At 39.6% G+C, this 21,304-nt stretch carries 17 protein-coding genes, 1 tRNA gene and 1 pseudogene; 6 read left to right on the top strand and 13 right to left on the bottom strand.

The annotated features are described in order from the left end of the window. Window positions 1–107: 107 nt before the first annotated feature. Window positions 108–860: a hypothetical protein gene (locus tag HDE68_RS10075; RefSeq protein ID WP_183881423.1), complete on the bottom strand. Its 753-nt coding sequence runs from the start codon at window positions 858–860 to the stop codon at window positions 108–110. A 559-nt stretch (window positions 861–1,419) separates the two neighbouring features. On the opposite strand from HDE68_RS10075, the gene HDE68_RS10070 reads away from it, so the two are divergent. From HDE68_RS10070 to HDE68_RS10050, 5 genes are all read left to right on the top strand, one after another. Then, entirely contained in the window at window positions 1,420–2,004 is a 585-nt protein-coding gene (locus tag HDE68_RS10070) for a sigma-70 family RNA polymerase sigma factor (RefSeq protein WP_183881421.1), read from the top strand. Between the two features lie 67 nt (window positions 2,005–2,071). Then, window positions 2,072–3,121 (top strand): FecR family protein, encoded by a 1,050-nt coding sequence (locus HDE68_RS10065; protein WP_183881419.1) that lies wholly within the window; start codon window positions 2,072–2,074, stop codon window positions 3,119–3,121. A gap of 176 nt (window positions 3,122–3,297) precedes the next feature. Continuing rightward, a complete protein-coding gene (locus HDE68_RS10060; RefSeq protein WP_183881417.1) occupies window positions 3,298–6,852 on the top strand; it encodes a TonB-dependent receptor in 3,555 nt (1,184 codons plus the stop codon). A gap of 27 nt (window positions 6,853–6,879) precedes the next feature. Continuing rightward, the gene (locus HDE68_RS10055; RefSeq protein ID WP_183881415.1) at window positions 6,880–8,667 is read left to right on the top strand and encodes a RagB/SusD family nutrient uptake outer membrane protein; all 1,788 of its coding nucleotides are present in this window, start codon (window positions 6,880–6,882) and stop codon (window positions 8,665–8,667) included. Between the two features lie 19 nt (window positions 8,668–8,686). Continuing rightward, on the top strand, window positions 8,687–9,826 hold the full coding sequence (locus HDE68_RS10050; RefSeq protein ID WP_183881413.1) for an acyltransferase family protein: 1,140 nt from the start codon (window positions 8,687–8,689) through the stop codon (window positions 9,824–9,826). An 83-nt stretch (window positions 9,827–9,909) separates the two neighbouring features. Here the strand turns inward: HDE68_RS10050 and HDE68_RS10045 are convergent, their stop codons facing one another. From HDE68_RS10045 to HDE68_RS10010, 8 genes are all read right to left on the bottom strand, one after another. Further along, window positions 9,910–10,980 (bottom strand): dipeptidase, encoded by a 1,071-nt coding sequence (locus HDE68_RS10045; protein WP_183881411.1) that lies wholly within the window; start codon window positions 10,978–10,980, stop codon window positions 9,910–9,912. A gap of 11 nt (window positions 10,981–10,991) precedes the next feature. After that, window positions 10,992–12,107, bottom strand: a complete 1,116-nt coding sequence (locus HDE68_RS10040) for a D-TA family PLP-dependent enzyme (protein ID WP_183881409.1) — start codon at window positions 12,105–12,107, stop codon at window positions 10,992–10,994. A gap of 1 nt (window position 12,108) precedes the next feature. Then, window positions 12,109–12,582 carry a RidA family protein gene (locus HDE68_RS10035; protein ID WP_183881407.1) on the bottom strand — a complete coding sequence of 158 codons (474 nt, stop codon included), beginning with the start codon at window positions 12,580–12,582 and terminating at the stop codon, window positions 12,109–12,111. A gap of 15 nt (window positions 12,583–12,597) precedes the next feature. Then, window positions 12,598–13,911 (bottom strand): gluconate:H+ symporter, encoded by a 1,314-nt coding sequence (locus tag HDE68_RS10030; RefSeq protein ID WP_183881405.1) that lies wholly within the window; start codon window positions 13,909–13,911, stop codon window positions 12,598–12,600. 203 nt (window positions 13,912–14,114) lie between these two features. Then, a complete protein-coding gene (locus tag HDE68_RS10025) occupies window positions 14,115–14,741 on the bottom strand; it encodes a gluconate 2-dehydrogenase subunit 3 family protein (RefSeq protein WP_183881403.1) in 627 nt (208 codons plus the stop codon). Between the two features lie 11 nt (window positions 14,742–14,752). Next, entirely contained in the window at window positions 14,753–16,492 is a 1,740-nt protein-coding gene (locus tag HDE68_RS10020) for a GMC family oxidoreductase (RefSeq protein WP_183881401.1), read from the bottom strand. Between the two features lie 148 nt (window positions 16,493–16,640). Further along, a complete protein-coding gene (locus tag HDE68_RS10015) occupies window positions 16,641–17,060 on the bottom strand; it encodes an ester cyclase (protein ID WP_183881399.1) in 420 nt (139 codons plus the stop codon). A 108-nt stretch (window positions 17,061–17,168) separates the two neighbouring features. After that, window positions 17,169–18,038 (bottom strand): helix-turn-helix domain-containing protein, encoded by an 870-nt coding sequence (locus HDE68_RS10010; RefSeq protein WP_183881397.1) that lies wholly within the window; start codon window positions 18,036–18,038, stop codon window positions 17,169–17,171. A gap of 78 nt (window positions 18,039–18,116) precedes the next feature. Here HDE68_RS10010 and HDE68_RS10005 point away from each other — a divergent pair, with 78 nt between their 5' ends. After that, window positions 18,117–18,335 carry a hypothetical protein gene (locus HDE68_RS10005; RefSeq protein ID WP_183881395.1) on the top strand — a complete coding sequence of 73 codons (219 nt, stop codon included), beginning with the start codon at window positions 18,117–18,119 and terminating at the stop codon, window positions 18,333–18,335. Here the strand turns inward: HDE68_RS10005 and HDE68_RS10000 are convergent. The 4 genes and pseudogenes from HDE68_RS10000 to HDE68_RS09985 all read right to left on the bottom strand — a co-directional run bounded on the left by HDE68_RS10000 (window position 18,305) and on the right by HDE68_RS09985 (window position 21,264). Then, window positions 18,305–19,432, bottom strand: coding sequence for a Fic family protein (locus tag HDE68_RS10000; protein ID WP_183881393.1), 1,128 nt, complete (start codon window positions 19,430–19,432; stop codon window positions 18,305–18,307). The genes HDE68_RS10005 and HDE68_RS10000 overlap by 31 nt on opposite strands. Before the next feature lie 204 nt (window positions 19,433–19,636). Continuing rightward, window positions 19,637–19,709, bottom strand: a tRNA-Phe gene (locus HDE68_RS09995). Window positions 19,710–19,825: 116 nt separating this feature from the next. Continuing rightward, window positions 19,826–20,206, bottom strand: coding sequence for a DUF779 domain-containing protein (locus HDE68_RS09990; protein WP_183881391.1), 381 nt, complete (start codon window positions 20,204–20,206; stop codon window positions 19,826–19,828). Window positions 20,207–20,212: 6 nt separating this feature from the next. Then, window positions 20,213–21,264: pseudogene (locus tag HDE68_RS09985) on the bottom strand (2,3-butanediol dehydrogenase). Window positions 21,265–21,304: the final 40 nt, after the last annotated feature.

The raw sequence follows: 21,304 nt of genomic DNA, 5'->3' as shown, positions 1-21,304 counted from the left end.
CCATGTCCATGACTCAGGATTCTATTTCTGGTGTATTATACCTCTTAGATATTTCATCAGGTAATCAAGGTAAAAAATTAACTGGAACTGAGGATTAGAAAAATCAATCAATTGATGTTTTTATTCAATGAATTATACCAGTCCAGATAAAAGATATTATAATTTCTTATTTTATTTTCAAGATTACTTTCCCCCTCTTGCTGCTCATCAAGTTTCAATAACCTGGCAGCAAATTTCTTATACATTTCCTGCTGAGGCAAAATCTTATATTTAACATTTTCATGCTGGCTGATCAACAGCAATAAGAACGCGGTACTCGGATCGGTTTTAATCAAACGATGAAGATTCAGGGCCCGTTCTCTGGCCAGAGAAATCCTGTTAATAAAATACTGGAGCAGTCCCTGTATCTCCGTCCCATTCATTCTGCAAACCAGATTAAAATCAAATGTCAGCTGCAGCAATACTTCGTCACTGATCTGTACATACGTTTCATAATTTGTAATAGGAGACATTTCCACAGACCATTCTTTCATGATCGAAACACTATTATAGTGTTCTAAAGTCTTAGGAGCTCCATCATCCATATTTAAGGCTGTAAGCATTTTAATATATTTCAAAGAGATTTCCTGTATTCTATGGTCAGTAACAGGTTGTGGCTCTCCTCCATATTCTTCTTTAAAATCAATACAAACCGTTGTTGCCCATAAGTAAATTGCCTCCATGTTACCACCAATAAAAGCATAGAAAGAAACATGATTTATAAAATATTGCAGCAAGTCTTCTGGTCTCAAATTATTTATTTTACAGGCAATTTTGAATTCCTGAGTATACTCGAGTTCAATTCGTCTTTTTGTTTCCATCTTTTATTATTCATTACGATTTAAACATAAAAACAGGCTTCTTTCTTCAGAGAAGATGAAACTTCATTCGGTCTGCAAAAACCTGCAAAATATTGTTAATAGTTCAACAGGGAACTTAAACCTCTAAAATAATAGTTTTGATTAAAAACACAGAATCATAAGAGATATTTTTTCTATGTAAAAATAAATTTAACTCTACCTATCTTATTACACAGCATATAACCATAAGTATATCAACAGGTTATTATACTTTTAAAATTATCATCCCTGTTAAATAAATTACCCGGCATATACAAAAAACAATTAAAGCGCTAAAAGATGTAATATTATTACTGATTAAATTACTAACTTAAGCCTTTGATACATAAAACGATTTCTTTTATAAAGATTCTGTTTAATTTTATAAGGATTGGGGATGTGTTTTAAAAGATATAGCAGTTATCACTAATATTTTCCACATATAGCTCAAATTATCTTTCATTTAAGAATTATAATTAAATAAATAGATGTTAAAACGAATTAAAAGTATAATTAAATTTTATTGCCAGATATAATTTCAATGAAATACACCAGTCTCTCCGATAATTTGTTGGTAGATTTATTAAAAACTAATGATGGATTAGCTTTTAAGGAAATTTATGCCCGTTATTGGATGGGAATTTACAAGGCCGCCTATATAAAAACATATCATAAAGAGCTGGCAGAAGAACTTACGCAGAACCTTTTTGTAGATCTTTGGAGAAGAAGAGAAACTATTACTATAAATTCCTTGGATTGTTATTTATACGGAAGCCTGAAGTATAGTATCATTAACCATTACAAATCTCAACTGGTTAAAGAAAAATACCAGGATCATATGAATGGTCAGAAGCAAAGTATCTCCAATAATACTGATGATTTGGTGCTGGTAAATGATCTTTCCAAAGCACTTAACCAGGGAATTGCCTTATTACCTAAAAAAACCGGAGAAATCTTTAAAATGAGCCGGATTGACAATCGTTCTACCAAAGAAATCTCCCAACAATTGAATATATCTGAAAAAGCAGTGGAATATCATATCACACAATCTATTAAAAGCATGCGTTTTCATTTAAAAGAGTATCTTTTTCTATTCCTTTCTTTCATCTTTCTGCATAAATTTTAAATTTATTTTATTTTTCTTTAGGGACAGGGCCTTTTAAACGTACATATAGTTTTAAAGGCATAACCAAATGAAAAGACAGGCCCTTCATTCTTTATTAGAAAAATATCTTCAGAACAAATGTTCTGACGAGGAACTGATTGTGATTGAAAAGCTGTACGGAATGCTTGACAGAGATGACCTGGAAGAGATTTATCCGAATGAATTACCTACACTAGAACAAAAGCTCTGGGACAGGATCAATCTGGAAACATGTATCAGTGATGAAGATATGTCGTTCGAAGACGAATTAAAACCAGTAAAACGCTTACCAGCCATAATCTGGTTTGCCGCTGCTGCCATTTCTATACTTACCCTGTTCACAGGATACTTGTTTTTATATAATCATCAGAATCCTCAATATTTAAAATTTCAGTCTCTGGCTAATATGCTGGAAAAGAAAAATAACAACCCTACTCCTTTAGAAATCAAACTTGAAGATGGCAGTATTGTTATATTGCAGCCAAATTCTTCACTTTCTTATCCGCAGCACTTCTCGCCAGGAACACGTGAAGTATCTTTATCGGGAGAGGGTTATTTTCTGATCAGCAAGAATCCGCACAGACCATTTTTCGTTTATAACAAAAATGTGATCACAAGGGTAGTCGGCACAAGTTTTATCATTAAAGCTAATCCGCATACTGAAGAGACACAGGTCATTGTAAAAACTGGAAAAGTAATGGTTTCCAGAAATGAAGACCAGCATTTACATCTTAAACATCTCTTTGACCAAGAGAAAAAGGTGATATTAACCCCAAATCAGAAAACCACCTATACAAAGGACAATGACGATTTTAAGACCACACTGGTAGCAGATCCTATTCCAATAAGTCCGGCAGGCGATAAAAAAGCGACTAAATCAAATTATATTTTTGACGAAGCACCGCTGACAGAGGTTCTGAATCAACTACAGGCTTCTTATGGAATTGAAATCATTATTGAAGACCAGGAGCTCTACAATAATACCTTCACCGGTGATATTTCCAAACAGAATTTATATAAGAAACTAGACTTGCTGTGCCATACGATAAAAGCACATTATGAAATATCAGGCACTAAAATAATTATCAAAACAAAATAACCGATCAACAAACCTAACCAACCTGAACTAATAACCAAAATCAAATAGCCTATGGATCAATTGAAGCTTTACTAACCAAATTCTTCAAAAAAAAAGGCTGACAAAGTTCCCCAACATTGCCAGCCAATAATCTCTGTACGAAATTTTCACATTAACGAACAAAAACTTCTAAAGGTATGAAAAAAAAGCGATTTGTTGCTTTAATCAAAACAGCAATGCGGATATCCATGACACAAATTTTTCTTGGCATTTTATTCACCTGCACCTCATTCGCAAAGAATGTCAGAGGGCAGGAAATATTAAATAGAGAAATATCCATTAATATTAACCAGGGACAGATCAGACAGATACTGACCGAGATACAACAATTAACCAAAGTCAATTTTGTATACAGCTCAACGGTCATCAAAGCACAGCGTAAAGTTACGGTGAATGCAGTGAATAAACCTTTAGGCCAGATACTTGACGAGGCATTAAGTCCATTAAACATTTATTATAAAGTAGAAGACGATCAGATACTTCTTTATGAAAAAGAGACTACAGCAATAGCTGGCTTGTCTGTGAACCAGATCACTGTCAAAGGAAAGGTTTCATCCGATAAAGGCGAATCATTACCCGGCGTAAGTGTCAATGTGAAAGGTACTAAAATTGGTACCACTACTGATGGCAATGGTGGCTATGCCATTACAGCACCATCTGCAGATGCTGTTCTGGTATTCTCTTATATCGGCTTTACAGCTAAAGAAGTTCCTGTAAACGGACGTACTACTTTAAATGTCCAGCTTGTTGAAGAGCTGACTTCTTTAGGGGAAGTCGTTGTGGTAGGTTATGGTACACAAAGAAAGAAGGACCTGACCAGCGCCGTATCTGTAGTGAATGTTGGGTCTATGATCAAACAACCTACCGCATCAGTTAACAATCTTTTACAGGGTCAGGCATCGGGCGTAACCGTATTAGGTTCAGGACAGCCTGGAGAAGAACCCCAGGTAAGAATCAGAGGTGTCAATACATTCGGGAACAATAATCCTTTGTATGTCGTAGATGGTGTGCCTACGCAAAGCATTGCTGATTTAAACCCGAATGATATTGAGACCATGCAGGTTTTAAAAGATGCAGGATCTGCTTCAATCTATGGATCGAGAGCTGCAAACGGAGTTATTGTGATTACCACTAAAAAAGGTAAAGGCAAAGTAACGGTAAGTTATGATGCCTATTATGGCACTCAACGTCCTAAAGGCGGCAACGTATGGAATATCCTGACCCCTCAGGAGATGGCAGATCTGAAGCATATGGCCATGACAAATTCAGGGGCTACCGACTTTGTGGATTCTTTGTATGGAAGTGGCCCTGCTTATGTGCTGCCTGATTATATTCTGCCTGCAGGTGCTAAAGAAGGTGATCCAAGAGCAAATCCTGCGCTCTATAAACTAAAACCTTTTTATACTTCAGCCAATGAATACAACAGTTTTTATCGGATCAGCAAAGCCAATAAGGAAGGTACAGACTGGTATCATGAAATATTTAAACCAGCGTCAATCACCAGTCAGAATGTCGCTATAACCGGAGGATCTGATCAGGGTAACTATTTGTTTTCTGCCAATTATTTCAATCAGCAGGGAACACTTTTAAATACTTATCTGAAAAGATATACCATTCGTTCAAATAGTCAGTATAATATTAGTAAAAGAATCAGGGTAGGTGAAAACCTTGCTTATTCCATTACTAATAATCCACAGATTGCCGGATTAAGCGGAGACAATGCTATTGGTCATGCTTTCAGGGAACAGCCAATCATCCCTGTAAGAGATATTATGGGAAATTTTGCAGGCTCTTATGGTGGTAACCTGGGCGATGCTTATAATCCGGTAGCGATGCTGGAGCGTACTAAAGATAACAGATCACAACAGAACAGGTTATTCGGTAATATTTTTGCCGAGGTCGATGTGACTGATTTTCTAACGCTCAGATCACAGTTTGGAGGAGAAAATTATTCTGGTGCTACCCGCGCATTTGTTTATCCGATGTATGAGAATGCTGAAAACTCAACGATCAATTCTTATACTGAATCTGCTTTGGATGGGTATAATTATAGCTGGACCAATACCCTGTCTTTTAACAAGTCATTTGGCAAACACCGTATTAAAGCAGTAGCCGGAACAGAGTTTTTCAGAGAGAGCACACATGTGTCTACAGGATCTAATCAGGGCTATTTCTCTTTTGACCCGGATTATACCAACCTTTCAACAGGCAGCGGTCCAATGAAGACGACCAGTGCAAGAACAGCAAATACTTTATTCTCGCTGATAGGCAGAGTTGATTATAGCTATAATGATAAATATTTACTGGGTGCTACTATCCGTCGGGATGGTTCCTCTAAATTTCTGGAGCATGTATATGGCTGGTTCCCTGCAGTTAGTGCCGGGTGGAGACTATCTCAGGAAAACTTCCTGAAAAATGTTAAATGGATTACCGACCTGAAAGTAAGAGGTGGATATGGTATTATGGGAAATCAGTTGAATGTAAGCGGTGGGAATGCCTTTACTACATTTGGAAGTGCTGTAGGAACTTCTTATTATGCAATTGGTGGCGGCAATAATATTGTTTCCGGATTTTATCAGAACCAGACTGGTAATCCCGGGGCTAAATGGGAGAAAAACATCAATTCAAATTTTGGTTTTGATGCTACTTTATTTGGCGGACATATTGATATCTCTGCAGATTATTATCGTAAAAACATCAAAGATCTGTTATATAATCCAGAGATGATCGCCACAAGCGGCGCAGCAAAGGTCCCTTTTGTCAATATCGCCCAAATGAGAAATAATGGTTTTGACATCTCGGTTTCAGGAAACACACAAGTAAGCAGCTCGGTAAAATTGAATGCAACTGCTACCATTACTACCTATCACAATGAGATTGAAAAGATTTCTGGCGGCTCTGATTACTATGATGTGGATGCCCGTCGTTTTGACGGAAGTAACATTATCCGTAATGCTGTAGGCCATCCTATAAGCCAGTTTTTTGGCTATAAAGTAGATGGTTTCTGGAATTCTCAACAGGAAATTGATGCTGCTAACAAAAAAGCTCAGCAAGCTACCGGTAACCCGAACGATGTATACCAGACAGATATAGGTGTAGGACGCTTCAAATATGCGGATACCAATGGAGATGGCCGTATTACGGCAGATGACCGTACTTTTCTCGGTAATGCCAACCCAAGTTATAGTTATGGCTTAAACCTGGGGATAACTTACAAAAACTGGGACTTCAGTGCTTTCTTCTATGGTGTTCAGGGAAATTCGATCTGGAACCAGGTAAAGTGGTGGACTGATTTTAATCCATCATTTGGAGGTGCAAAAAGCAAAACGGCTTTATATGATTCGTGGACTCCGCAAAACCACAACGCAAAGGCCCCTATTCAGGAAACAGCAAATTCTTTTAGCACTAACGCTGTTCCAAACTCTTATTTTGTTGAAAATGGTTCTTATCTGAGATTGAAAAATGCACAGATCGGTTACTCATTTAATTCGGCAAGATTGCAGAAAATAGGAATTAACAAATTAAGGGTTTACCTGTCGGGAGCTAACTTATTCACGATCACCAAATATTCTGGTGTAGACCCAGAAATTGGAACTTCAAGCGAAACAGGACAGCAAACTGCTTATGGAGTAGATGATGGTTCTTACCCTAGTCAGCGTACTTTCTTATTAGGTTTAAACTTATCCTTTTAATCACCCTTTGGTTTAAAAAATATAAAGATGAAGAAATCTACATTTATTTTGTTAACTGTACTGCTCTTTACAGGACAATTATTCTATTCATGCAAAAAGGCATTACAGCAGCCTCCTCTAGGTTCTGTATCTGAAGAACTGGTGGCTAATAAAAACGGAGTTAACGCCTTATTGATTGGCTCTTATGCCGCCTTATATGGGATGCAGGGAAATAATCAGAGTTTAGGTGGCGGTGAAGCCTGGCAGGGCTCACCAAGCAACTGGGTTTTTGGATCTATTGCCGGTGGTGATGCTTCTAAAGGTAGCGATGGTTCTGATCAGCCAGCTATTGATCCTATTGCAAATTTCTATTCAGATCCTAATAATGCTTATTATAACGGGAAATGGAAAGCATTATACGAAGGTGTTTCCCGTACCAATAATGTATTAAAGTTTCTGGCGAAAGCAACTGATATCACTCCTGAGGAAGGAAAAACAATTGCCGGACAGGCAAGGTTTCTAAGAGCCCACTTCTATTTTGAAATTAAGAAACTCTGGAACAATGCACCCTGGATTGATGAAACTACAACAGATTTTAATCAGCCTGTCAGTACTGATTTATGGTCTAAAATTACTGGTGATTTCAAATTTGCCTATGAAAATCTACCTGCAACACAGGGAGAAATAGGCCGGGTAAATAAATGGGCCGCCGGAGCTTACCTGGCCAAGTCTTATTTATATCAGAAGAAATATGCAGATGCTAAAGCCATATTCGATGTGGTTATTCCTTCAGGGGTAACCAGTGGTGGCAAAAAATACGACCTGAACCCTTCTTTTGAGGATAATTTCATGCCAAGTAAAGAAAACAATCCTGAAGAAGTATTTACGATACAGATGGCAGCTAATGCTGACCCTTCGGGTCCGACAAGCGGAAATAATGGTGATATGCTGAATTTCCCTTATGGAGGCAGTCCTTTTGGATGCTGCGGTTTCTTCCAGCCATCTATTGATCTGGTAAACAGGTTCAGGACAAATGAAGTGACGGGCTTACCTTATCTTTCCAATTACAACGACTATGCAGTTAAAAATGACATGGGTGTTAGCGGAGGGGCCGATTTCACACCAGATCAGGGCACACTTGATCCAAGGATAGACTGGACAGCAGGCAGACGTGGCGTTCCTTACCTGGACTGGGGTAATTATCCTGGTGCAGCATGGATCAGGGACCAGAGTTATGGCGGTCCTTATGGACCAAAGAAAAATATATACTGGCAAAAAACAGCTGCGACAGATGCAGATAAAACTACCTGGGCACCAGGATCAGCAATTAATTATCTGGTTATCCGCTTTGCAGACGTCTTGTTACAGGCTGCCGAGTGTGAAGCTCAGGCAGGAAGTCTGGCTACAGCACAGCAATATGTAAACAGGGTAAGAGCAAGGGCTGCGAATAAAGAAGGCTGGGTTTATAAATATAAAGATGATAGCAATCCAATGGGGGGCTTCTCTGATATTCCGGCTGCAAATTATAAAATCAGTGAATACCCTGCGGGCGATTTTGCCAGTCAGGGTCAGGCTTATGCACTGAGTGCTATCTACTATGAGCGCAAAATAGAACTGGCTATGGAAGGACATCGCTTTTTTGACCTGGTACGCTGGGGTCTTGCAGACAAAGAGTTGAATGCCTATTTTAATTACCAGGGTAAGTTAACTTCTGACGTAAGAAGAGGTAAATTCACAACTGGAAGAAATGAGTATTACCCGATTCCTCAGCGTCAAATTGACCTGAGCCTGAAAGGCAGTGCGAAAGTACTTACACAAAATCCCGGCTACAACTAGCTCTAAATAAAATAAGCCTATGAAACCATTAACCGAGCGTTTTCTTTCCCTGGATGTATTCCGTGGCATGACTTTATGTTTCATGATCATTGTAAATTCTCCTGGAAGAGGCGCAATACCTTTTGGTATACTTGAACATGCAGCCTGGCACGGGTTTACCCCGACAGATCTGGTTTTCCCTTCGTTTCTTTTTGCAGTAGGGAATGCCATGAGCTTTTCTATGAAAAGATTTAGTCAGATGGATAATTCCCAGGTGCTGCTGAAAATATTCAAACGTACTTTTTTAATTTTCCTGATCGGTTTCCTCATCTACTGGTTTCCGTTTTTTAAATATGATAAACAAGGACATATCATATTTGCATCCATAGAAAATACCCGTATCCTGGGTGTTTTACAAAGAATAGCGCTGTGTTTTGGAATTGCTTCGCTAATGATCCACTACCTATCAGGAAAAACTGTCATCTGGATGAGCGTTCTCTTCCTGGTAGGTTATTGGATTTGCTTATTAGTTTTTGGAGATCCTGGTGCTGAATTCACTATGACAGGTAATGCAGGTTATTATCTGGATAAATTGCTGCTTGGAGAATCGCATTTATACCATGGCGATTTTATGAATGGTAAACATATTGCCTTTGATCCTGAAGGGGTACTGAGTACAATTCCGTCCATTGTGAATGTGATTATCGGCTATTTTGCCGGTAAATTTATTCAGGAAAAAGGGAAAGGGTATGAAAGTATAGCTAAGCTTTTCCTGATGGGAAGTTTATTCGTTTTGATCGCTATTTGCTGGAATGCAGTATTACCAATCAACAAGAAATTATGGACCAGTTCATTTGTGATGGTAACCACCGGACTTGACCTGATGATTATTGGTGTACTCCTTTATATAATCGAGGTCAGACAGTCTGTTAAATGGACAAAATTCTTTGTGATTTTTGGAAAAAATCCTTTGTTCATCTATATCGTTTCAGACTTATTACTGATTATTATCGATTTACTTTTTCCACAATTACATTTTACGAAGTGGATAAATGTTAATTTCTTTCAGGTGATTGCACCAGGCCCGATTGGTTCATTATTATTCGCAATTAGCTTTATGCTAGTATGTTGGCTTGTTGCTTATGTACTTGACAAACGTAAAATCTATATCAAGGTTTAATGCTGTAATTTTAACGCTAACAAGTTATCCACATAAAATGTGGATAACTTGTTAGTTAATCACAATAAGGCGTTCTGATTCGGTTAAAGCCATGCTTTCCTTAAGAAACGAAGCCAGTTACCCTGCATCAGATTCCGGATATCTTCTGCTGAATATCCCCTTTTCTCTAAGTGTCCTGGTATTTTCTGTAAGTCTGCTATGTTTTCCACATCATATGGACATTGCTCTCTTCCAAAAGCACCATCCAGATCTGAACCGATACCTACATGCAGTGTATTACCTGCAATCTGACAAATATGATCTAAGTGGTTGACCATAACTTCGAGATTACAGTTTGTACTTTTTGGTGTAGACTGTCCCCTTACCCAGTTAGGGACCATCATCCAGGCATCTAGTGCCAGTCCAATGACAGCACCACGTTCAACCAATGCTTTAATTTGTCCGTCGCTATACTGACGGTTGTGATTGACAAGAGCTCTGCAATTGTTATGAGATGCCCAGATATGCCCGCTAAAATGATCCAGTGCTTCCCAGAAACTATCATCGCACAAATGTGTAGCATCTAAAATAATGTTCAGACGTTCCATTTCTTTAAGCAGCTCATGCCCCTTTGCACCCATAAAACCTGTAGCATCAGTACCTTGTGCATATCTTCCCGGTCCATAATGTGCAGGGCCAACAGCCCGAAGACCATAAGCATGCGCACGTTCCAGATGCTGAACAGTGACGATAGAGTCTGCACCTTCCAGGCTTAAAATGTATCCAATGGGTTTCTTTTCATCCGCCAATTCGCTTTCCCATAAAAGCACATGTTTTTCCAGGCTGTCCAGGTTATTGATCTGTACCATTTCTCCTGCTTCTTCCATGGCTTTATACCAGGCCAGCTGCCCCTGGGTTTGTGCCCAGGCCTGCTCTGGAGAATGCCAGCCGGGTAAATTATTTCCGGGAGCTACATATCGTGCAATCTGGGTAGCAACAACCAGACCGATCTTACCTTTTCTCAGTTCGGGCAAAGAAACTACAGCTTTAGCCCTGTCGGGTTTATCTGTCAATCCTTGTTCTCTTTCATTAATAGCTGAAACTGGTAAACGCAGATCGCGGTTCCATTCCAGTGCATTCATACTTAAATCGAGGTGTGCATCTATAGTAAACATCAGCTTAAAAATTAAATATTAATCTTCCTCTCCCTTGAAATTATCTTCCACTCTCCTGTTATTTTATGATTGGTCACAATAGTCGCCTGACCGTAAAGTGCTACCGTTGGGCAGATATGTATAGGTAAACCATACAAAACATCGCCTATCTGAAAACCATGATCCGGCCCCAGTTCAAGAACCAGGTGTTCTTCACTCTGACTGACAGCTTCTGCCTGTGTTGCGTTTAGAAAATATACCCTTCTTTTCAGTACGTTTTCTGCAGCGACAGATTTATGCCCAAGATCTACCGTAACTTTTGTCGCATCTGTCAATGAAATTACACGGGTCAGCACTACCGCAGCAGTCAGATAATCCTGTTCCTGAAAAGCATCCTGATATCCTTTATCCCAAAGAATAAAAGTCCCCGGACTGCATTCTATATCTTCCAGTTTTGCATAAACAGGAAAAGTTGGTGTGCCGCCAGCAATGATGACTGGTTCTGCTATCCCTTTGCGGACAAGCTGCGCTGTTAATTTACTGATCGCATCCAGTATACCTGCCGCTTTATTTTCTCTTACCATATAATCAGCATCATGAATGTGACCATCGTAAGCATGCAAACCTAAAACCTCCACACCTTTTTCGGCTGTTACAGATTCATAGAGTGCTAAAGCTTTATCTTCAGGAAGGATGCCAGTTCTGTTCATACCGACATTCAGATCTACAAAAACACCTACAGTTATTCCTGCTGCCAAAGCTGCCGCAGCAATCGCTTTTAATGAATACTCATTATCTATCAGACAAGAAAAAGAAGTTGCCGGATAGGTTTTTATCAATTGAATAAACCTATCAATTTTAGGCCCTGTGGGCTGATAAGCCAACAATACGTCCGGTACTTTGCTCATACCCAGCATTTCTGCTTCGGCAATAGTTGCACATTTAAATTTAGTGATACCGGCTGCAAGTAGCTGCAAGGTAATTTCGCTTGTTTTATGTGTCTTAACATGTGGTCTAAGCCTGCTTATATCATGGATACTCTGCTTTAATTTTTCAATATTCGCAGTCATCCTTTCCTGGTAAAATACCAGGGCAGGTGAATCAAGCTGATCCACCTGATCAATCAGATACCAGTCTTTTTTGTCCATATTATTCATGTAATTCAAACATCGCTTCAATTTCTACAGGGATATTATCTGGTAATGAACCAAACCCTACTGCACTGCGTGTACCAATTCCGTTTTCTTCGCCCCATACCTGTGCAAATAATTCACTGCAGCCATTGATAATGAAAGGATGTTTTTCAAAGTCCGGGGTACAATTGACCATTCCCAAAACTTTGATTACTCTTTTTACCCGGTTTAAAGTACCCAGATTGGTTTTGATTGTAGACAACATGGTTAAGCCAACTTGTCTTGCTGCCAGCTTTCCTTCTTCCTGGTTAAGATCTGCGCCAATACGGCCAATAATCAGACTTTTATCGTTGTTTACAGGGCCATGACCTGATAAATAAAGATATTTACCGTCTATCAGGTAAGGTTTATAAACACCAAGAGGGGTTGGTGCCGGTGGTAATGTTAATCCTGATTTTGCAAATTGCGCTTCTGCACTTAAATTTTCCATTGCTTATTTATTTCTTTAGATAATTTGATTTAATAAAAGTACGCCTATCAGGCCTACGATCCCAACTATTGACTCCATTAACGCCCATGACTTAAATGTATTTTTAAGACTGAGATTAAAATATTCTTTGAACATCCAGAATCCCGCATCATTAACATGGGAGAACATTAAACTTCCTGCCCCTACTGCCAGTACCATTAAGTTGGGATTGGTATTGGTTGCGATCATTAAGGGTAAGATTATCCCTGCGGTTGTTAACCCTGCAACTGTAGCTGAGCCCACACAAAACCTGATGACAGCAGTAATCAGCCAGCCTAAAAACAAGGGCTGCATGTGCAGTTCTTTTAACATGATGGCAATCTGTCCGCTTACCCCACTATCTACCAGTATTTGCTTTAATGCACCTGAGCCTCCGATAATCAACAGGATCATAGCCACATCTTTAATCGCTTCTCCATAGAGGTCCATGAGATAAGTCACTTTCTTTCCCTGGCATATACCGAGTGTAAGTGTTGCTGTAACCAGGGCTATCAGCATGACTACATTTGATTCTCCTGCAAGTGACATGATATTGGCCATTTCGGGCATCCGGCTGGCAAAAAATGAGAATGCAGCTGCAATAACCAATAACAAGACAGGCAAAAGCGCTGTAAAGAAACTATTGAATGTTCCGGGCAGTTCGCTCTCTGGTTTTTCAACAGGGACAAAACTCTGTAAAGGAGTGGAAGGAATATTTTTGAGTGTCCTGGCAAAAAGAGGTCCGCCAATAACAATTGCTGGTATGGCAACGATTAAACCATACAGCAGGGTAAGCCCCATATTTGCTTTAAACTGTATGACTAAAGCAGATGGCGAAGGGTGCGGCGGCAAAAATCCATGGGTTACTGAAAGGGCAGCAAGCATGGGCAGACCGATATAAATTGCGGGCAGCTTGTATTTGTAAACTACAGAGAAGATCAGCGGGATCATCAGCACAAAACCTATTCCGTAAAAAAGAGGGATACCGATCAGAAATCCGGTGATCACTACTCCCCATTGAATGTACTTTTCTCCGCAGATATTCATAATAACGGAAGCGATTCTCTGGGCTGCCCCGCTGTCTGCAACCAGTTTTCCTAACATGGCGCCAACAGTAATGATAATGAGTAAAGAACCTAGTACATCTCCTATGCCTTTTTCTACAGAACCGGCAATTTTATTTAGCGGGATACCCAGTACAATACCAGCTACGATAGATACAACGAGAAAAGAAAGGAAGGCATTGATCCGCAGGGCGGACACCATAATAATCAGTAAGAGGATGCACAACAGTACAATGATAAGAGTCATTCAGCTTTTTTTTTAAAAATATATAAACCTCCATCGATGAAGATGTTACAGATGGGAATATACAATTTTTTAAGCTTTCACTGAATTTTTGAGCATGCTAAAACGTTGATTTTTTTCCAATTTATTTTAGCAGTTGATAATTGTAATAACCAGAAAACCCTATTTGAATAGGGTTTTCTGGTTATTACAATTCGAGCTGAATATTAAACGTTTTCCATTCCGTACTGCTTTAACACATCAGCAGGTACTCCTGTCCATTTATTGGGCACATTCCCCGCATAACCTAAGTCTTTTACCCCCATTTCTGTGGTGAAAAAACCAGAAGCTGTCAGGTCTCTCATTAAGCTGAAAAAAGCGGCTCCCTGCTGCATACCGGGTTTAACTTTTTTAGGATAGGCAATATCATCCACCATTTCGATACGCTGTTTCCCGGATGCCTCTTTAAAAGTTTTCTGAAAACGGTTAAGACATTGGATGTCCAGCCATTTTAACCCTCCACGCATAGGAATCTGATGCTCAGGAATATCTTTAACGATGAACTCAATAAAATCAGGGACTTTAGCATCTGTTGCGCTTCCTGATTTTTCGTCTTTAGGAATGATAATATCTGAAAGGATAGCAATAGTAGCCATCTCATGTTCATTAAAAAACTTTGCAGCGTTTAAGGCATTATCTCTTTCTACCTCGAAAGCTTCTCTGCCTGGCTGGGCAGCGGCTTTTTCATCTGCTGCTTTTTCTGTTTTAAGTGCCCCTGGTTTACAAGCTTCCAGCAATACTGCTGAACTTATAGCCGTTAAGCCAATGGCTTTTAGTGATTCACGTCTGTTCATGTCTATTTTGGTTAGCTTAGATTTAGTTTTTTCTTTTCTGCAAGGATATATTCTGCTGTACGCATAGATAAAGCCAGAATAGTCCAGGTTGCATTTTTATCGCCCTGCTGTACAAAAGGAGCAGCATCTACAACAAACAGGTTTTTACAGTCATGCGCCTGGCACCATTTATTTAAAGCAGATTTTTTTGGATCATCTCCCATTCTTACAGTACCTACCTCGTGGATGATTTTACCTGGTGCTTCTAATCCGTAATTATCTTCCGGACCATGAATTTTAGAAGTTACAATAGCGCCCATAGTATGCATCATTTCCTGGAAGGTTTCTTGCATATGTTTAGCCTGTTTGACTTCTTCAACAGCCCACTTATAATTGAAACGAAGCACTGGTATACCGTATTTATCTACAACTTTAGGATCTATTTCACAATAGTTAGATTCTCTGGCTATTGCAGTTCCACGTCCTGCCATGCCTACCTGTGTACCAAAGAAACGTCTGTAATCATCTTTCAGACCCGCACCATAACCACCAGCTTCTTTCATTTTACCATCTTTGCCTGGTACTGCACCGTTCATATTTTCGATACCGCCACCAAAACCATAACCCGGCATATGTAATCCGCCACCATATTCAATGTGATAACCACGCGGGAAATCCAGTTTTTTATTGTCAAGCCACCACGGAGAGTAAATATGAACACTTCCTACCCCATCCTCATTATAACGTTTACGATCTAATAATTGCGGGAGAAAACCACCCAGACTTGCTCCTGTAGAATCGTGCAGATATTTACCTACTACGTTACTGTTATTTGCAAGGCCGTTAGGGTGTGCCACAGATTTAGAATTAAGCAGCAAACGGGCAGATTCGCAGGCACTGGCTCCAAGGATAACGATTTTCCCTCTCACCTGATGCTCTTCCATAGTGGTTTTATCCACATAAGAAACACCTGTAGCCAGACCAGCTTTATCAGTTAATACTTCACGAACCATTGCATTGGTGATTACAGTCAGGTTTCCTGTCTTCACTGCTGGTATAACCAGACAAGAAGAAGAAGAAAAATCACCATAAACTTTACAGCTTCTGCCGCACTGTCCGCAATAGAAACAAGGGGCACGGTCTTTATTATTTGGTAAGGCCTCTGTTAATACAGAACCCCGGCCAGGAATTACAGTTACGCCATTTTTCTTAGCTGCTTTTTTAATAAACAGCTCGTTTAACCTTGGTTTTGGCGGGGCCATAAAGATCCCGTCAGGTTCACTTTCTATCCCTTCGACAGTTCCATAGATCCCGATTAAACGGTCAACTTTATCATAAAATGGTTTGATTTCTGCATAGGTAATCGGCCAGTCATCAGTCAGCCCGTCTTTACATTTAAAATCCTCTGGCCCCATTCTTAAAGAAATACGTCCCCAGTGATTGGTTCTGCCTCCCAGCATTCTTGAACGGAACCAGGCGAACTCAGAATTATTTTTTTGGGTGTAGGGTTCTCCATCAAGTTCCCAGCCTCCATAAGCAGCATCAAAATCTCCAAATGGGCGTACAGTTCCTGCACCGCGTCTTGGAGATTCCCATGGCCATTTTAGTTGCTGCGCATCCAGGCGCGGGTCAAAATAGGCACCTGCTTCAAGCATAAGCACTTTTTGACCAGCATTAGCCAGTACGTATCCTGCCATACCCCCTCCTGCTCCTGATCCAACTATTATGGCGTCATATTCGACGTCTGACTTTTTAATTTGAAATTCGTTCATACTACCTGCTTTTATATATTAAATGGTTTTAGCTCGTATTTGGTGTACGTAATTTAGAATTTAAAAATTAAATTTCTTAGTTTTTATCAAATAAGTTACTGATACCTCATGCTACTGCCGGGAGCTGCTCAAAAGGTGGATCAGAAAGCTAAGTGCGGCTTAATTGAGTCAAAACTGCTGAAAGGGTATTCATACCCCAATGTTCAATATATTTACCATTTACAACCCTGACTATATCAATAACCTGAATATTTACTTTCTTGCCGGTAGCTGGTATGCCCATTAGCAGACCATAATGGGTTCCTGTAATTGTTTTATGTGTGGTCACCAGGTCACCTTCTGCAATCTGCTGATGAATGATCACCTTTAAATTGGGAAAAGCTGGTCTTAAAACCTGATTAAAGGTATAAATCATCCCTTGCGGACCATTATCGGCACCTTCCGGAGCTGTTCTGTTTATAAACTGCTCATTCATTAATTCTTTAAAGCTTTCCAGGTTGCCTTGTTCAATGACTTCGAGATTGAAGCGTTTAACTACTGCCTTGTTTTTTTCCAGTTGAGTTTCCATGTTTTGTTTATTTTTTGTTTGCCCGGGGGGTGAATCAATACTCCCCCTTTGTTACAATACAAAGATAAAATGGATTAAAAACGTACAATAGGGCTGGAAGTTCAAACTTTAAGGCTTGACGTTCAAATCCTGATATTGTCTGGGGGTCATCCCATAATGCTGTTTAAAAGACTGTGTAAAGCTCGAGTGGTTTTCATACCCTATTTTCTGATATATGATCCCTGGTCTTTGGTCCGGATGTTTCAACAGCTCAGCAGCAAACTGCAATTTTCGCAGTAACAGCCATTTTTGAGGGGATGTATTATAGATACGCTTAAATCTTCTTTTAAAAGTGGACATACTGGAGTTGCATAAAAATGCCAGCTCTTCGATAGTGACTGTGTGCCCGATATTACTTTCTACAGTTTTTCTTAACTGCATATCTTCATTATCCTTTGCAACAATAAGCAGCGAGCGTAATTTTGCCGGATATAACTTAAGCAGATAAAGCAGCAGCTCTTCGAGTTTAAGTAAATTGAATTCTTCACTCAGAGCTACCCCGGATTGTAAAAGCAAGTCCAGAGAATTAATATAATTCAGAATGAACGGATCTTGTTTAAAAATAAGATAGGGTTTCTGATCAGTTGGCTCTTCCCCTTTTAAAGAGGATTTATATTTAATAAAAAAATCAGCCAGCAGCTCATGACTAAAATAAAGCAGGATACTACTGAATAAACCATGTTCAGGCAATATTTCGGAAGTCAGACAGTTCCCTTTGGAAAGTATTAAAAATTCCTTTTCCTGAACGGTCACCGTACCTTCGGGATAAGTAATTGTTTTAGTCCCGCTGATTAATAAATTAATCATGTTCTGATGCAGAATAATTTTATTCCTGACGGTATTGTGCTGTGCTTTATAGCACCTGATAATTACAGATTTATCCGGGTTGATTGTTCCTGGTGCTAAATCATAGGGTAAATTATAAATATTCAGGGCCATCTTATCATCAAAGAATTTGAACAATTGAAGATAAACCTATTTCAGGTATAATGATTAAATTAGTCCTTTAAAATTTTTATGGCCGAATTACTTCTGTTAATGGGGTTGTTATTACCACAAACTATCGCTGGAATCTTTGCAAAGAGTCAGGGCAGAAGTTTTTGGTTTTGGTTTTTCATCTCATTTCTGATTCCGATCATCTCTTTAGTTGTATTACTATTCTTAGATGATAAGAAAAAAGGAGATACAGGCTTTAAACTTGCTGATCATGTCAATAAAGACAGGGAGCAGGTATAACTTGTACTTCTACCGCCTGCAGACTCTTTAGTTAAAATACCTTTTTCAACTAAATCCTGTATATCACGTACGGCTGTATCCTGAGAACATTTAGCAATTTTAGCCCATTTAGAAGAATTAAATTTACCTTCAAATCCATCCAGTAGTTTATTCAGCATCAATTTCTGACGTTCATTTAAGGCAATATCTGTTAGATTATCCCAAAATCCTGCCTTTTGAAATACTTTAACTAAAGTCTGATCTGTTGCCGTTAAGGCATTTCCAAAACAATCAAGGAACCAATGCAGCCATTTTGTAATGTCCAATGATCCTTTTTGTGTGTTTTCCAGACTATCATAATAGCTATTTCTTTCCCTGCGAATCTGCGCCGACATGCTATAAAAACGCTGTGAGTTTGCATCAGCTCTTGCCAGTTGCATATCAGTAATTGCTCTTGCGATACGGCCATTCCCATCCTCAAAAGGATGAATGGTTACAAACCACAGCTGTGCGATCCCTGCCTTTAATACTGGATCAATGTCCTGATTTGCATTGAACCAGTCCAAAAATCTTTTCATTTCTAATCCCACTATATCAGAGTCTGGTGCCTGGTAATGTACTTTTTCTTTACCCATAGCGCCGGATACGACCTGCATCAGATCATCTTTACGATTATTGCGCCAGTTACCAACAACAATTTTGTGCATTCCGCTACGCCCTGCCGGAAATAATGCGGCGTGCCATCCAAATAAACGATCTTCAGTTAATTCCTCCCGATAACGCTGAGTAGCATCCAGCGTCATTTCAACTACACCGTCAACGTTTCTATCTGAAGGGACCAGACCGGCAACATCCATTCCTAATCGTCTGGCGATAGAAGACCTTACCTGATCCGGGCTAAGAATTTCTCCTTCAATTTCACTGCTTTTTAAAACATCCTGTGTCAGAATTTCAAGGGTAGCCTCACTTTGAAGATTAAATTTTATTCCCTCCATTTTACCTAATAATCTTCCCTGAATGTGCCTGACATTAGCCAACAAGGTGGAAAGCTGACCTGCAGTCCAAAAGAAACCGGGCCATTCAGGTAGTTGATGTATATATTTATTGAATCTTCGCATATATGCTGTTAAATATACCAGATAATAGCTGTAAAACGTCTTAATCTCCGCATTATTTGCGGAGATTAAGACGTTTATTCTACGCATAGATAATCTTCATGAGATTAGTAATTGTATTCAGGATAATGATGAGGGTATTAAATAGAATCGCCAAAAAGCTTTTAAAAACAAAAAAGCTCCAGATTTCTCTGAAGCTTTTTGCAGTGGTGTGGGCCGGGATCGAACCGGCGACACAAGGATTTTCAATCCTTTGCTCTACCGACTGAGCTACCGCACCATCCTTTTATTCACATGATTTCGATCATGCCCCACCTCGGTTGGTGGGCTGCAAATGTAGTTTCTTTTTTTGAATTTCAAAACGGTTAAGCACTTTTATTTAAAAATAATGCATTTTTATTCTTCCGGGTCCGGATTTACGGGCTCCAACGTTGCCAATTCTTCGTCTCTAAACAGCCTTGAATGTATAATAAAGCCCATATCTAAAGTTGATTCAAGGGAGAAACCAGCGCCTCTCCCTTCAATTACATCTAAAGTTAACTGGGTATGTTTCCAGTATTCGAATTGATCACCAGCCATATAGAACTTACATCCTTCAATTTCTCCCAGGCAAACATCATTAGAACCAATCAGAAAACCTCCTTTTTCAAAGCAATGCGGATAAGAGCCTTCACAGCATCCCCCGCTCTGATGAAAAAATAATTCACCATATTCTGCTTTCAACTGATTGATTACACCGATGGCTTTTTCAGTAACTAAGATTCTCTTGCTGCCCATATTTTTTTATTTAGCAATTTTAACTAATATCTTCACCTGTGTAGGATTGTTCAGCAGTGCTTCAAACCCATCTTCTACGATGTTTTCAAGCTCAATTCTTGCAGTCACCAGCTTTTCAACAGGCATTCTGCCAGTATGGATCAGCTGGATCACCTCTGGAAAGATATTGCGGTAAGCTATAGTGCCTTTTATCGTAATTTCACGCACAACCTGATCAAAAGCATTCGTTGTAACCGGTTTTCCAAAAAGAGCGACTAATAATGCGGTTCCTCCATTTTTCAAACTAGCAATTCCCGCATCGTATGTTGCCTGTACACCTGCTGCATCAATATAAATATCTGCACCGCCGGCAGTGAGTTGCTTAACCTGAGCCGAAACATCTTTTCTTTTCCATTGATGACCTGCGTAGCACCAATTTCAAGTGCTTTCTCCAAACGTTTTTCTGCCACATCCACAACGATCACAGTTGCAGCACCAGCTGCAATTGCAGCCTGTACGCAGAGTAAACCTATCGGGCCTGCACCAAATATCACGCAAGACTGCCCAAGTTTTAATCCGCTGCTTTTTACTGCATATACAGCTACCGCAGCTGGTTCAACCAATGCCCCCTGCTCAAAGCTCATATTGTCCGGAATAGCATGTACCATATAATCTTCTACGACAACAAACCTGGCAAAACCACCGTTCGAAGTTAGTCCGACAAAACCAAGAGGTTCTGACAGGTTATACTCCCCGGTAACAATAAAAGGACTTTCGGGGTTTCTGAAAAGAGGTTCTACAACTACCCTATCTCCTATTTTCACTTGTTTAACCTCTTCTCCAACTTCGGTTACCACACCCGAAAATTCATGGCCCAAAGTAGTAACTCCGATATGCCCGTTTAAAGGATAAGGCACATTTGCAGGGATTAGCATAGGCCCGTGTGCATATTCATGCAAATCAGAACCGCAAATCCCTGCATACTGTACTTCTATTTTCACTTGCTTACTACCTGTGGAGGGTATAGGGGCATCTTCTACTCTAATATCTTTAGCGGCATACCAACGGGCAGCTTTCATAGCGGGAACTGACATATATAAAATGGTTTTTAATAATAAT

This window comes from Pedobacter cryoconitis, assembly GCF_014200605.1.
GTDB lineage: Bacteria > Bacteroidota > Bacteroidia > Sphingobacteriales > Sphingobacteriaceae > Pedobacter > Pedobacter cryoconitis_B.
Note: the sequence above shows the minus strand (reverse complement) of the source record. Positions and strands in the feature narration are given on the sequence as shown.